12 protein-coding genes are annotated in these 13,163 nt (G+C 65.4%); 10 read left to right on the forward strand and 2 right to left on the reverse strand.

The annotated features are described in order from the left end of the window. The first annotated feature begins 31 nt into the window (after positions 1-31). Positions 32-1,120: a nucleoside hydrolase gene (locus H7J73_RS15010; protein ID WP_264068251.1), complete on the forward strand. Its 1,089-nt coding sequence runs from the start codon at positions 32-34 to the stop codon at positions 1,118-1,120. A gap of 13 nt (positions 1,121-1,133) precedes the next feature. On the opposite strand, the gene H7J73_RS15015 is transcribed toward H7J73_RS15010, so the two are convergent. Continuing rightward, entirely contained in the window at positions 1,134-2,747 is a 1,614-nt protein-coding gene (locus tag H7J73_RS15015; RefSeq protein WP_264068531.1) for a DNA polymerase Y family protein, read from the reverse strand. A gap of 31 nt (positions 2,748-2,778) precedes the next feature. Next, positions 2,779-3,471, reverse strand: coding sequence for a DnaE2-dependent mutagenesis accessory factor ImuA' (imuA', locus tag H7J73_RS15020; RefSeq protein ID WP_264068532.1), 693 nt, complete (start codon positions 3,469-3,471; stop codon positions 2,779-2,781). A 259-nt stretch (positions 3,472-3,730) separates the two neighbouring features. Here imuA' and H7J73_RS15025 point away from each other — a divergent pair, with 259 nt between their 5' ends. The 9 genes from H7J73_RS15025 to H7J73_RS15065 all read left to right on the forward strand — a co-directional run bounded on the left by H7J73_RS15025 (position 3,731) and on the right by H7J73_RS15065 (position 13,117). Then, a complete protein-coding gene (locus H7J73_RS15025) occupies positions 3,731-4,759 on the forward strand; it encodes an alpha/beta hydrolase (protein WP_264068252.1) in 1,029 nt (342 codons plus the stop codon). Then, positions 4,747-5,592, forward strand: a complete 846-nt coding sequence (locus H7J73_RS15030) for an SDR family NAD(P)-dependent oxidoreductase (RefSeq protein ID WP_264068253.1) — start codon at positions 4,747-4,749, stop codon at positions 5,590-5,592. The genes H7J73_RS15025 and H7J73_RS15030 overlap by 13 nt, the downstream gene beginning before the upstream one ends. Before the next feature lie 20 nt (positions 5,593-5,612). Continuing rightward, positions 5,613-6,533 carry a ferritin-like domain-containing protein gene (locus tag H7J73_RS15035; RefSeq protein ID WP_264068254.1) on the forward strand — a complete coding sequence of 307 codons (921 nt, stop codon included), beginning with the start codon at positions 5,613-5,615 and terminating at the stop codon, positions 6,531-6,533. 1 nt (position 6,534) lies between these two features. Then, the gene (locus tag H7J73_RS15040) at positions 6,535-8,040 is read left to right on the forward strand and encodes a flavin-containing monooxygenase (protein WP_264068255.1); all 1,506 of its coding nucleotides are present in this window, start codon (positions 6,535-6,537) and stop codon (positions 8,038-8,040) included. 24 nt (positions 8,041-8,064) lie between these two features. Further along, positions 8,065-8,994: a MerR family transcriptional regulator gene (locus tag H7J73_RS15045; protein WP_264068256.1), complete on the forward strand. Its 930-nt coding sequence runs from the start codon at positions 8,065-8,067 to the stop codon at positions 8,992-8,994. A 300-nt stretch (positions 8,995-9,294) separates the two neighbouring features. After that, positions 9,295-10,176 (forward strand): ABC transporter permease, encoded by an 882-nt coding sequence (locus H7J73_RS15050; protein ID WP_264068257.1) that lies wholly within the window; start codon positions 9,295-9,297, stop codon positions 10,174-10,176. Beyond that, on the forward strand, positions 10,173-10,955 hold the full coding sequence (locus tag H7J73_RS15055) for an ABC transporter permease (protein ID WP_264068258.1): 783 nt from the start codon (positions 10,173-10,175) through the stop codon (positions 10,953-10,955). The genes H7J73_RS15050 and H7J73_RS15055 overlap by 4 nt, the downstream gene beginning before the upstream one ends. A gap of 42 nt (positions 10,956-10,997) precedes the next feature. Beyond that, positions 10,998-12,047: an ABC transporter substrate-binding protein gene (locus tag H7J73_RS15060; RefSeq protein ID WP_264068259.1), complete on the forward strand. Its 1,050-nt coding sequence runs from the start codon at positions 10,998-11,000 to the stop codon at positions 12,045-12,047. Beyond that, on the forward strand, positions 12,047-13,117 hold the full coding sequence (locus H7J73_RS15065; protein ID WP_264068260.1) for an ABC transporter ATP-binding protein: 1,071 nt from the start codon (positions 12,047-12,049) through the stop codon (positions 13,115-13,117). The genes H7J73_RS15060 and H7J73_RS15065 overlap by 1 nt, the downstream gene beginning before the upstream one ends. The last annotated feature ends 46 nt before the right edge of the window (positions 13,118-13,163 follow it).

Here is a 13,163-nt window from a genome sequence, read left to right on the forward strand (position 1 = left end):
CTGGCCACGAAGGTGGCGGTAGTGTTGCGGAATGACAAGTGCGGCAGGCCCATCCGCAGCGCCGCCGCTTCCGGTGTTCGCCGACGTCGACACGGGCGTAGACGATACTTTTGCCCTGGCCTATCTACTGGCCAGCGATGACGCCGAACTCGTCGGCATCGCCTCCACCGGCGGCAACGTGCCGGTGGAGCAGGTGTGCCGCAACAACCTGGGCCTGCTAGAGCTGTTGGAGGTCTCCGACGTGCCGGTGTCCTGCGGCTCTCCCCAACCGTTGAGCGCGCCGCTGCGCACAGCCGAGGACACCCATGGGCCGACCGGACTCGGCTACGCCGAACTACCGGCGACCGATCGAGTGCCGACAGCCCACGACTCAGCCGAGGCGTGGATATTGGCTGCGCACGCATATTCCGGTGAGCTGGTCGGATTGGTCACCGGCCCGCTGACCAATCTGGCGCTGGCCTTGCGCGCCGAACCTGCCCTGCCGACAATGGTGCGCCGACTGGTCATCATGGGCGGATCATTCGACTACCGCGGCAACACCACACCGGTATCGGAGTGGAACATCGCCGTGGACCCGGAGGCTGCCGCCGAGGTTTTCGCCGCTTGGGGTAACGCCGGACTGCGTCCAGACACCCATGAGTTGCCCATCGTGTGCGGCTTGAACCTGACCGAGAGCATCGTGCTGACTCCGAAGATCCTGGCACGACTGGCGTCGGCGGCGGACTCCCACAGCATGACGATGAGCGTGCTCGATGAACGCGGCTACCGTTCCGCAGCGGCCAACCCCCTGATCCGGGTCCTCGAAGATGCGATGCGGTTCTATTTCGAGTTTCACTTCGACCAGGGCGAAGGATATCTGGCACACCTACATGACCCGTTTGCCGCGGCCGTCGCGTTGGACCCGGGGCTGGTGACAACCCGGACCACTACCGTCGATGTGGAACTGGACGGCACCCTGACCAGAGGTATGACGATCGCCGACTGGAATGGGCACTGGGGGCGCCCACCCAACGCGTCGATCGCCGTCGCCGGAGCAGCCGGCGCCACGGCGCCGTTGCCGACGGTGTTCTTCGACCGATTCATCGAACGGGTCGCCCCGTTCGCCCGTCGCTTCGGGTAACAGCTTTTATCGGCTATTCATAGACCCCCTCCACGTACCATCGGCTGCGCCGGTAGCACAGCAGGAGCGCCGGTCCGGATTCGCTTGCCGCGGAACCACTTTCCAGCAACACCTGGACCCGAGCAGTGCGTCCGGCCTGCTCTGCCTTCGGATCCCACCACCGTTCGTCTACCGACCACGGCCCTGCCCACCAGCGCAACCGACCCGCGAAGACGAGATCGACACCGGAACGGGATGGTCCGCCGTTGCGACGGGCGGGACTACCCGGATCCGCCGGGGTGTCCAGCTGCGCGGGTTCCGCCGAGAACAGGCCACGGCCGGTCACCCGGACCGGATTGCCCTGCACATCAAGCAGTTCCACCGGATCGTCGAGCAGCACCGTCGGCGACGGCTCCGGTAACCGTCCCGGCCACGGTTGGCTGGGGTCGGCACGCGGTGTGAGTTCGTCCCCCAAGGGCACCCAGGTGATGCGTTCGGCGGGCCCGCGACCACCACTGAGCACCGGTATCTGCACAGCTTCGGGGCCAAGAAGCCCCTGCACCCGGATCAGTGCACGCCTGGCCCGCAGCCGGTCATCGTCACCGGCGCCACCCCACAGCGGTAGTTGCAGTGCACCCGCGGAGACCACCTCGACCGGCTGCAACCGCAGTGAGGTGATGGGGGCCGTCGGCCGATCACCGGCATGGCGCCTGTTCAGCCAGCCGTCCAATTGCCAGCGGACCCGATCGGCGGTGGCATCCTCGGTCAACGGTTCGGCACACCGCCACACCCGGCTCAGCTGTTCGCCGTTGGCGGTGACGGCGTGAATGGCCAGCCGAGTGCACCCGACACCGCCCGCCTCCAGAGTCCGGTGCAACTGACCGGCCAGCGACCGACCAGCGAAGGCAGCGGCGTCGATCCGGTCGATCGGCGGATCGCAATCCATGACGGCGTCGAGCTCAGGGAGTGGTTCCCGGCCAGAAGGGCCCCGCATCGGTTCGGCCCGCGCCAGCCGGTGCGCCACCAACGCGTCCGCACCAAACCGCGACACAACATCCGCCCGAGTCAGCGCAGCGAACTGGCCGATGGTACGAATTCCCATGCGCCACAAGAGATCTACCAGATCGTCGCGGCCAGGCGCCGAGAGACTGGGCTCGGTGGCGAGCTGCCGAATCGACAGCGCGGACAAGAACACCGCATCCTCGCCCGGTTCGATGACCCGACCTGCCCTGGCCGCGAAAACGGCCGTAGGCAGTTGATCGGCGATCCCCACCTGACATTCGGCCTGAGCCGCCGCCACCGCGTCGACCAATTTTTCCGCAGCAGCGTGTTCGGATCCGAAATAGCGCGCCGCTCCGCGCACCGACAGCACCAACAGCCCGGGCCGCAGCACCTCGGCACGCGGCACCAAGTCATCCACCGTGACCGTCACCCTTTCGAAGAAGCGGGCATCACGGCTGGGATCGGCGGCCACGACGTGCAGATCCGGACAGCGCGCCTGCGATTCGCGCCTGCGCAGCCCACGGCGCACGCCGGCCGACCGCGCCGCCGACGAACAGGCGATCACCCGATTCGCCAGTGTCACCGCGACCGGCGCGGTCGCCGGTAAACCGACCGCAGCTGCGGCGGCCACCGCAGGCCAGTCCATGCACCAGATCGCCAACACCCGTGAGGACACGTCAACCCACCCGCGCCCTCGTCCGTGCCCCAGGCCCGACCATCCGTCCCCTGGCCCGCATCGCCAACCGAACCCGACTGATCCGACCGACACCGGGCACCGAACCACCTGACATCTCGTAACCACAGACCCTGGCGTCCAGCCGGATCGGTGCACCCTGCCAGTCGCCGCCCGTGACCAGCAGGGTGCACCCCTTATGGTGTGCGCGGGCCGTCACCGCCCTGGCCCGACTCGGCGGCACAATACGGCCGCCCAGCCCGAGCACCACCAGGTCCATCCCGTCCATCAACACCGCGGCAACCTCCACCGGATCGGTCCCTGGATCCGGGATCATCGCGAGCCGGCTCAGGTCAGCCCCCATCTCCGCAGCAGCCAGTAGCCCAGCACCCGCATGGCCGATCAGTGCCACATGTCCACCGGCAGCAGTCACCGCGGCCGCCATGCTCAGCGGAAGCGACCGTGCTCCGGTCAGCACCGCCACCGACCCCCTCGGCAATCCGGCCGGCAGCAGTTCGACCAGCGATTCGGGGATCGGCAGCAAACTATTGGAGCTGGGCAGGAGATCAGTACTGCTACTCTGACCGCGGCGCCCCGCCCCCACTTTCCCGGAGACGGCCGCCATCTTGCTACGCAGCTGTTGCAGCTGCTCAGCGCGGTCATTCCGCGCTTGATCAGGAGCAAGTGCCGCCGTCATCGCCCGCCTTTCAGCACGGTCCATATTCGCTGTGTTCGAATATATGTTCGATACGGCGAGTAAACACCCACCCACCGACAGCGTCAAGCGGCCAGAGACGCCAGATACCGACGGTGCAGATGAGGCTCACGTGCCGATATCAACGCCCGAACTGCCGTCCGAACAATATTGACTTTGACCAATGGTGTCATTGACAAATGTCACTATTTACCGTTGTATTCGAGTACTCCGAACGGAGCCAGGAAAACGGAGGTCATCGATGACAGCGTTTCCGTCGAGGCCGACGCCGACGCGGTTGCCGACGGTCCAGACCGGCCCCGAGCCTCGCGGCTCGGTCCGGTCCCGGATCACGGCGGAGATCAGCGCCAGAACGCTGCGTCAGATCAGCGCGGTACTGCCACCGGAACGGGCCTGGGGCCTGTGGGCATCGCGCCAGATCGTCGCCAACATCATGAACACCTTCGGCCCGAGAATGGCGGGAACCGTCGTCGAACCGGTCGACGAAACCCTGCCCGACGGCCGCCGCGTCGTCGGTGAATGGGTCCGCGCCGCCGGTGTCGCCGGCGTCGGCGACACCGGCTCGGCCATCTACTTCCTGCACGGCAGCGGATATGCGCTGTGCTCGCCGCGGACCCACCGACGGCTGACCTCTTGGCTGTCGGCACTCACCGCACTGCCGGTGTTCTGCATCGACTACCGGTTGGCGCCCAGGCACCGCTTCCCCACCGCCGCCGATGACACCCACGCCGGCTGGGACTGGCTGCGCACCGTCTGCGCCCTACCGCCGCAACGCATCGTCGTCGCCGGCGACTCCGCAGGTGGACACCTCGCCGTAGATCTGTTGCTGCACAACCCCACCACCCCTCGACCGGCGGCGCTGGTGCTGTTCTCACCGCTGATCGATCTGACGTTCACCCTGGCACGCGATCAGGAACAGCTACGGCGTGACCCAGCGATCAGAGCTGCCGACGCCGCTCGACTGGTCCAGTTGTACTGCGGCGACGCCGATCCGACTCATCCGCGGCTCACCCACCTCCTCGCGGCAGCAGCCACACCGTTGCCCCGCACCCTGATCCAGGCCGGCGGCGCCGAGATGCTCGTCGCGGATGCCCGCCACCTGGCCGCCAGCATCAACGCCGGCGGCGGTGAGTGCGAACTGCAGATCTGGCCCGACCAAGTGCACGTCTTCCAGGCGTTGCCGCGGTTGACACCAGAAGCCGCAGCGGCAATGCGTCACGCCGCCGGCTTCATCACCGATTCCCTGGAGGCCACCAGATGTTCGGAATGACCAAGCGCAGCCAGGACGGCGATGCGGTGATCACCGGCGCGGGCAGCGGAATCGGGGCCGCCTTCGCGCTCGAACTCGCCGATCGCGGAAACCGCGTCATCTGCAGCGATATCGACGAGACCGCAGCGCAACGCACCGTCAGCGCTATCCACGACAACGGTGGGACCGCGATCGCCACGCGCTGCGACGTCACACAGATCCAGGATGTCAACACCCTTGCCGCCCAGGCTCGATCATGGTTCGACGGACCGCCGACGCTGGTGGTCAACAATGCCGGTGTCGGGGCGGGCGGTCATCCGATCGGCGACATCCCGCTCGAGGACTGGGCCTGGACCCTGGACGTCAACCTGTGGGGCGCTATTCACGGCTGCCATGTCTTCGCCCCGATTCTGCGTGACGCCGGGCCCTCGAACAGGCCAAGTGGCATCATCAACGTCGCGTCCGCCGCCTCCTTCGGCGCCGCACCGGGGATGGCCGCATACAACGTCAGCAAGGCTGCGGTGCTGTCACTGTCGGAGACGCTGGCCGCCGAACTGTCCGGCAGCGGTGTGCACGTCACCGTGCTGTGCCCGACCTTCGTCAAGACCAACATCGTCAACGCCGGCCGGATCACCAGCGGATCCACCGACTTGGCGGACCGGCTGATGCGGTGGACGGGAATCTCGGCAGAGCGCACCGCCCGGATGTGTCTGGACACCTACGACCGCGGTGGCCTGTACTGCATGCCACAACTCGACGCCAGAATCGGCTGGGGAATCAAACGACTCGCCCCGCAGACCTTCACCCGCACAGTCGGTTTGGTCACCCGCATCTCCCACGCTGTCAGTTCGTAACACCCTCACAAGGAGACACAATGGCTATCGACATGGACACCATGCTCGCCAAGATCAAGGATCGGCAGTGGGCGCTGGCCGATATCGACTGGGACGCTCCCGGCGCGGAGACCATCAGCGACGAGTTCCGGCCGAAGCTCAAGGCGTTCATGGCCGATCTGTGCTGGATCGAGAATGTCGGCGCCCGCGGATTCGCCGCGATGGCCAAGAAGGCTCCCACTCCCACGTTGGCCGAGATCTACCGCTATTTCCACGCCGAGGAGCAGCGGCACGCCAATGCCGAACTGGCCCTGATGAAACGCTGGGGCATGCTCGACGACGGGGAAATGCCGGAACCGAATGTCAACATCCGTCTTGCCATCGAATGGCTTGACCGCTACGCCGACGGCATGTCACTGGCCATCCTGGGCACCGTCATCCCGATGCTCGAAGTGGCCCTCGACGGCGCACTGCTGAAGTTCCTGCTCGACGAGGTCGACGACCCTGTCTGCCACCAGGTCTTCGAGAGGATCAACAACGACGAATCCCGGCATATCGCGGTCGATTTCGAGGTGCTGAACATGATCGGTCACGCCACCGCACGCAAGTTGGCGATCGACTTCGTCGGCAACGTCGCTACTCCCGGTGTCATCATCGGCGCACTGATGTACGTCCCACTGCTCAATCGGATGCGCAACAACATCGTCGGGATGGGCCTGGAACCCGAGCGGCTCTACAAGGCCATGATGCGTTTCAAGGAGCTCGGCGGACGCAGTGAATACACCTGGCGGGTGCCGACGTATCAGATCCTCAAGCTGCACGCCCGGATGGTGGTCAACCCGAACAACCCGTATCACTGGGTCGCCAACCCGGCGGTGTGGGCCAGTGACCGCTACCCGAAGGCACTGCTGCGCCCCATCCCGTCGTGGTTCAAGGAACTGACCTACAAGCCGGCGGCCTGACATGCCGATCCACGACACTCTCATCATCGGTGCCGGCTTCACCGGCCTCGGTGCCGCCATCAAACTCAAACAAGCCGGCGTCGACGACATCGTGATCGTCGAACGCAGTGACCGGGTCGGCGGAACCTGGCGCGACAACACCTATCCCGGGATCGCCTGCGACATCCCATCGCTGCTGTACTCGTTCTCGTTCGTCAAGAACCCGACGTGGTCACGCGCCTACCCCACCGGCAGCGAGATCTGCGCGCACATCGAGGATCTGACCGACCAGTTCGGGCTGCGTCAGCTCATCCGGTTCGACACCGAGATCACCGGACTGACCTTCATCGAGAGCACCGGCGTCTGGACGGCGACCACCAAGGGTCGCAAGCGGTTCCAGGCCCGCACGGTGGTGCTGGCGTCGGGCCCGCTGGCCGATCACAAGTTCCCGGAGATCCGCGGGATCGACAGCTATGCAGGCCACAAGATCCACAGCGCCGCCTGGGACCACGACTACGATTTCGCCGGCAAACGCGTCGCGGTGATCGGGACCGGTGCCAGCGCCGTCCAGATCGTGCCCGAACTGGTCAAGACCGCCGAGTTCGTCAAGGTCTTTCAGCGCACCCCGGGCTGGGTCCTCCCCCGGCTGGACCCCACAATGCCCGCGGCCGTCCAATCGCTCTTCGCGAAAGTCCCTGCCACTCAGGAGTTTGCGCGCCAAGTTCTGTTCTGGGGACACGAGGCCAGCGCGACCGCGCTGGTCTGGAAATCCCCGCTGTCATCGGTGGTCGCCCGCATCGGAAAAGCCCACCTACGCCGGGCCGTAGCCGACCCGTGGCTGCGCCGCCAACTCACGCCGGATTTCACCCCCGGCTGCAAGCGGATGCTGGTCTCCAGCGACTATTACCCTGCGCTGCAACGGGATAACTGCAAACTCATCGACTGGCCGATCGCCACGCTGAGCCCGGTAGGCATCCGCACCAGCGACGGCATCGAGCACCACTTCGATGCCATCGTATTCGCCACCGGCTACGACGTGCATCTGTCCGGGCCGCCGTTTCCGGTCACCGGACTGGGCGGCCGATCGCTGCAGCAGGACTGGTCCGGGCATGCGCAGGCCTACAAGAGCGCCAGCGCGCACGGCTACCCGAATCTGTTCTTCATGTGCGGACCGAACTCCGGCCCGGGCCACAACTCTCTGCTGGTTTTCGTCGAAGGCCAACTGGACTACCTGGTCGCGGGCGTCACCACGATTCTCGACAACGATCTGCGGTGCCTCGATGTCCGCGAGGACATTCAGCGCGCCTACAACCAACAGATCCAGCGTCGGCTGTCCCGCACCACCTGGATGTCGGGTTGCAACAGCTGGTATCTGACCGCGGACGGTTTCAACGCGTCGATGTACCCGGGCTTCGCCACCCAGTATCTTCGACAGATGCGGGAATTCCGGTACGAGGACTACACAGCCGTCGAACGCGAGGCGGGACGACGCACGACGCCCGTCAGCCGCACTGCCACCCTGGCCTGACCCGGCGACCGACAAGTTCCCGAGATGGCATCCGCCAAGGAGCCCCGCCCACCGGTCGGCCCGATCGCCAGCATCCTGGCGAACCTGCGTCGTGCGCCGCGACGTGTGCGTCGGGGTTCACAGGAGGTCATCGAGAACGCGGTGTCCCAGCTGTTCGACGTCGCGGTCCGCGCACCGCAGGCCGAGGCGGCGGCCGCCTCGGGCGAATACCGCATCGACGACCTGGCGCGGTTGGCCGGTACCACTACTCGCAACGTCCGCGTCTACCGCGACCGCGGGCTGCTGCATCCACCATTGCGGGTCGGCCGGATCGCGCTGTTCAACGACACCCATCTCACCCGGCTGCGCCTGATCACCTCGATGCTCGACCGCGGCTACAACATCTCCCACGTGCACGAGATGCTCAGCGCGTGGGAGCAAGGCAAGGATCTCAGTGCCGTGCTGGGTCTGGAATCGGCGATCGTCGGCACCTGGGCGACAGAGAAACCCGCGACCATGGCGCATGCCGAGGCCACGCAGCTGATCGACGATCCGGTCGCGTTCGAGCGATTGGTCGCCTCCGGCCTGATCCAGATCGATGACGACGAGGGCACCGCGACCGTCCTCCGCCCCACGCTGATCGAGGCGTTCAACGAAATTCGCACCTACGGCGTGGGAATCGGCACCCTGATCGATATCCATGAGCAGGTGTTCCCGTTGATCGACCAGATCAGCGGAATTCTGGTGCGCGCGGGCGCTGAGCACGTACTCGACAAGATCAAACCCGGCGAGTCACTGCCGGGTGATACCGAGATCGCCGAGCTGATCACCATGCTGGTCCGGTTCCGCACCCAGGCTGTCGCGGCGGTGACGGCGACGCTGGCCCAGTCGATCGAATCGACTATCGAGTCGCTGGTGAGCCAGTTGTTGGCCGATTTCATTGAGCAGCGGGATGATTCGGGCGCTGACGAGTAGACCCACGCGCGCGTGCCGACCATTCGTACGATTTGCCTCGGCACCACAGTTTCTGCCGGTCGACGCGGGCCGCGTCTCGCGGTGGTTACCCTGCCACACACTTCCGACGACGCCTGATCATCGGATTTCGACAACCCAGCGATAGAGAACGGCCGAATCGCACCCACACGTGGAAACCGGCCTGCGAAATGCGTATCGATGCAACACGTCATCCACTGATCTCGTAGTCACAACCGCTACTGACGGCGGCGAACGGCACCACAATGGTGAACAACCAACCGCCAGAGAGTGAATCCAAGGATGACGACAACACATGCGCCTCGGGCCGACAGGCGCCAAGCGCTGACGGCATGGGCGCTGCTCGCACCAGGGCTGCTGGTGGTCGTGGCGCTCGCCGTCGTCCCGTTGGTGCTCGTCGCGCGCAACAGCGTTGCGTCGGCCGATCAGTACGGCCGCGTCAGCGGCGGCTTCACACTCGACAACTTCATGCGGCTGACCGACCCGGTATACGCGAAGACGCTGGGCTACAGCCTCGGGATGGCGGCGCTCAACACCGTCTTCTGCCTGGTGGTCGGATACCTGGTCTCGTATTACATCGTGTCGCAGCCGGCGGGCCGCCAACCGTTGTTGCTGCTGCTCATCATCGTGCCCTTCTGGACCGACTTCCTGGTGCGAACTTTCGCGTGGATCACGTTGCTCGGATCGGGCGGCCCGGTCTTCGGGCTGGTCAAGTTGCTGGGCGGTGACGGCGGTTCGCTGATACCCAGCCAGACCGCGGTTCTGCTGGCGCTGCTCTACGCGTTCCTGCCCACCGCGGTGTTCCCGATCTACGCGTCGATGCGCGGCATCGATCCCGCACTGCGCGAGGCAGCCGCCGACCTCGGTTGCGGCTGGTGGCGTACCCACGCCCGCGTCATCGCCCCACTCACCTCGCCCGGCATCGTGGCGGCGGCCCTGCTGATCTTCGTCCCGACGCTCGGCGTGTTCGTCATCCCCGTGCTGCTCGGCGGTGGCAAGAACCTGCTCGTCGGCAACCTGATCGTCACGCTCTACACCGAGTTCCGCAATCAGCCCATGGGCGCGGCACTTTCGATGGTGGTCCTCGTCCTCATGCTCTGTTCGATCGCCATCGCGGCCCTGATCTTGAAGTACCGGAACAGGGGGACGCGATGGAGCGCGTGACCGCATGGATCGCCAAGGCTGCGATCGTATTCCTCTACGTGCCCATCCTGACCGTCGTGGTGTACTCGTTCAACGCGTCGTCGACCGCCAGCAAGTGGTCGGGCTTCAGCCTGAAGTGGTACGGCGAAGTCTTCGCCGACCGTGCCCTGCTGCGCACGCTGCAAACGAGCCTCAACGTGGGAGTCGTCGCCGCGGCAGTAGCGACGGTGGTGGGCTGCCTGACGGCCTTCGGACTCATCCGTTACCGCGTGAAGGGCCGGACCGCCTTCCTCGGTGCCATCCTGCTCCCACTGATACTTCCCGAAATCGTCTTGGGCGCAGCTCTTCTCACCGTCTACAGCAGCGTGCAACTACCGCTCGGCGTACCGACGATCGTGTTGGGCCACATCGTGATATCACTGCCACTCACCACGCTCATCCTGATGGGAGCGATTGGCGCGCTTGATGACTCGCTACCCGAGGCAGCGGCCGATCTCGGCTGCACGCCGTGGCAGACCTTCGCCCGTGTGCAGTTCCCGCTGCTGCGATCAGCAATACTCGCCGCCTTCCTGTTGGCATTCACGACGTCCTTCTCCAACATCGTGATATCGACCTTCACCAGCGGTGTCGGTTCCACCACCATGCCGCTGCGCATCTACAGCCTGCTCAAAACCGGTATCACGCCGGAGATCAACGCCCTCGGCGCGATGCTCATCCTCGCCACCGTGCTCCTGATCTTCGCCGTCGGACTCCGGCAGATGCGAAGCATCCTCGTCGGGAACGGCACCTCGGATTCCTAACGGTCACACGAAAGGCACACAGTGAAGACATCGATCACGAGCATGAAGCGCGTTGCGGCCCTCGCGCTCGCCGCCGCGTCGGCCGCCGCCCTCACCGCATGTTCGGGCGGGGGGTCGGACGACGCGAACCAGCTCAACATCTACGCGTGGGCCGGTGAGGTGCCGGACGCCGTCGTCGCGGCGTTCGAGAAGGAAACCGGTATCTCGGTCACGATCGACACTTTCGACAGCAACGAGACGATGATCTCCAAGCTGGCCGCGGGCAATGCGGGCTACGACATCGTCGAGCCCAGCCAGTACGCGGTGCAGCAACTGGTCGGCCAGGACCTCATCGAGGAAGTCGACTACTCCAAGGTGCAGGGCATGAACAACGTCTCGACCAAGTTCGTGAACCCGGCCTTCGATCCGGAGAACAAGCATGCGGTGCCATGGATTTGGGGTACGACGGGCCTGCTGTACAACGAGGCCTGCACCAAGGCTCCGTTGACGAGCTGGAACTCGTTGTTCGATCCGGCATATCGCGGCAAGATTTACATGCTCGACAACATGCTCGCCAGCTACATCGTCGGACTTCAGTCGACGGGATCGAGCGCGACGTCGACCAACGAGGCCGATATCGCCAAGGCGACCGACAAGTTGATTCAGCAGAAGCCGCTCCTGGCGGGTTACAACTCGACGAACTACTACGACCTGGTTGCCTCGGGTGACGCCTGCGCCTCCCTGGCCTGGGGCGGCGCGTCGGTCGGCAAGGTCGTCGCCGAGAACCCCGACGTCAAGTACGTCCTCCCCGTCGAGGGCGGCACCCTGTGGGTCGACAACTTCTCCATCGCCAAGGGGGCCCCGCACTCCGACGCCGCCTACAAATGGCTGAACTTCGTACTCAAGCCCGAGACCGGCGCGATGGCCACCAACGAGGGTTCCGTGGCGACGACGAACGAGGCGGCCAAGAAACTGATCGCCGATCCGAAGATTCTGCAGAACCCCGCGATCTTCGCGCCCGAGGACCAGCTGGCCAAGGCCGAGTTCATCGTGGACCCGGGTGAGGCGATGAAGTACTACCAGGACGGCTGGACCCGCGTGAAGGCCTCCTGATGAGCGCACCGGCAATCCGGCTCTCCGGTGTCACCAAGTCCTTCGGTGACACGACGGCAGTACAGCCCACGGATCTCGAGATCGGCCAGAACGAGTTCTTCTCGATCCTTGGCCCCTCGGGATGCGGCAAGACGACCTTGATGCGGATGATCGCCGGCTTCGAGACGCCGACCTCAGGCACGATCGAACTCGCGGGGGTCTCGGTCACCGGCGTGCCGACCCGCAAGCGCGACCTCAACATGGTCTTCCAGAGCTACGCACTGTTTCCCCACCTGTCGGTGGCCGACAATGTCGCCTTCGAACTCCAGGTGAAACGCGTCGGGAAGGCAGAGGTCACCGATCGGGTCACCAAGGCGCTGAAGCTCGTTCGACTCGAGGCGCTGGCCAACCGCAAGCCGGCACAGCTGTCGGGCGGTCAGCGTCAGCGGGTCGCGCTGGCGCGCGCGATCGTGGGACGGCCGACCGTCATCCTGCTCGACGAGCCACTCGGCGCACTGGACCAACAACTCCGCAAGGAGATGCAGGTCGAGCTGAAGCGGTTGCAGCGAGAAGTGCACACCACCTTCGTCTACGTCACCCACGACCAGGAGGAGGCGCTGACCATGAGCGACCGCATCGCGGTGATGTCGGCTGGACGGATCCTCCAAATCGGTTCGCCCACCGAGATCTACGAACGACCGACGTCGCGTTTCGTCGCCTCGTTCATCGGCAGCTGCAACGTCGTCGAGGGTGCCCGCGTCGGTGGGGACGTCGTCGTGCCCGCGGTCGGTACCGTACCCGCAACGACCGTCGGCGACGTCGCCGACGGTGCCGCGGTGGGGTTGGCCGTGCGTCCGGAACGGATCTCGATCACCACCACCAAACCCGAGGGCTTCGCCGTCGAGGGGGCACTGACCGAGTCGATCTACACCGGCGATGAATGGCGCTTCGGCGTGAGCACCTCTCCCGCAGCACATCTGGTGGCATCTGTCCCGAGCGCCCAACTCACCCCCGAGCTGGCGACCGTGCAGCCCGGCGGCACCGTCTGGCTCAGCTGGAGGGCCGAAGACGCCAGAGCCCTGGCCGTATGAATTCCAGAACACCACAGCCACAACGAAGTACCCAGGAAGGAGCGGT

The sequence above is a fragment of the Mycolicibacterium komossense genome, from assembly GCF_025822605.1.
Taxonomy (GTDB): Bacteria; Actinomycetota; Actinomycetes; order Mycobacteriales; family Mycobacteriaceae; genus Mycobacterium; species Mycobacterium komossense.

What these genes read in the sequence shown, in the direction of transcription:
- H7J73_RS15010 (WP_264068251.1), top strand. Translation starts at nt 32, where the DNA reads ATGACAAGTGCGGCAGGCCCATCCGCAGCGCCGCCGCTTCCGGTGTTC.
- H7J73_RS15015 (WP_264068531.1), bottom strand. Translation starts at nt 2,747, where the DNA reads ATGGACTGGCCTGCGGTGGCCGCCGCAGCTGCGGTCGGTTTACCGGCG.
- imuA' (WP_264068532.1), bottom strand. Translation starts at nt 3,471, where the DNA reads ATGACGGCGGCACTTGCTCCTGATCAAGCGCGGAATGACCGCGCTGAG.
- H7J73_RS15025 (WP_264068252.1), top strand. Translation starts at nt 3,731, where the DNA reads ATGACAGCGTTTCCGTCGAGGCCGACGCCGACGCGGTTGCCGACGGTC.
- H7J73_RS15030 (WP_264068253.1), top strand. Translation starts at nt 4,747, where the DNA reads ATGTTCGGAATGACCAAGCGCAGCCAGGACGGCGATGCGGTGATCACC.
- H7J73_RS15035 (WP_264068254.1), top strand. Translation starts at nt 5,613, where the DNA reads ATGGCTATCGACATGGACACCATGCTCGCCAAGATCAAGGATCGGCAG.
- H7J73_RS15040 (WP_264068255.1), top strand. Translation starts at nt 6,535, where the DNA reads ATGCCGATCCACGACACTCTCATCATCGGTGCCGGCTTCACCGGCCTC.
- H7J73_RS15045 (WP_264068256.1), top strand. Translation starts at nt 8,065, where the DNA reads ATGGCATCCGCCAAGGAGCCCCGCCCACCGGTCGGCCCGATCGCCAGC.
- H7J73_RS15050 (WP_264068257.1), top strand. Translation starts at nt 9,295, where the DNA reads ATGACGACAACACATGCGCCTCGGGCCGACAGGCGCCAAGCGCTGACG.
- H7J73_RS15060 (WP_264068259.1), top strand. Translation starts at nt 10,998, where the DNA reads ATGAAGCGCGTTGCGGCCCTCGCGCTCGCCGCCGCGTCGGCCGCCGCC.
- H7J73_RS15065 (WP_264068260.1), top strand. Translation starts at nt 12,047, where the DNA reads ATGAGCGCACCGGCAATCCGGCTCTCCGGTGTCACCAAGTCCTTCGGT.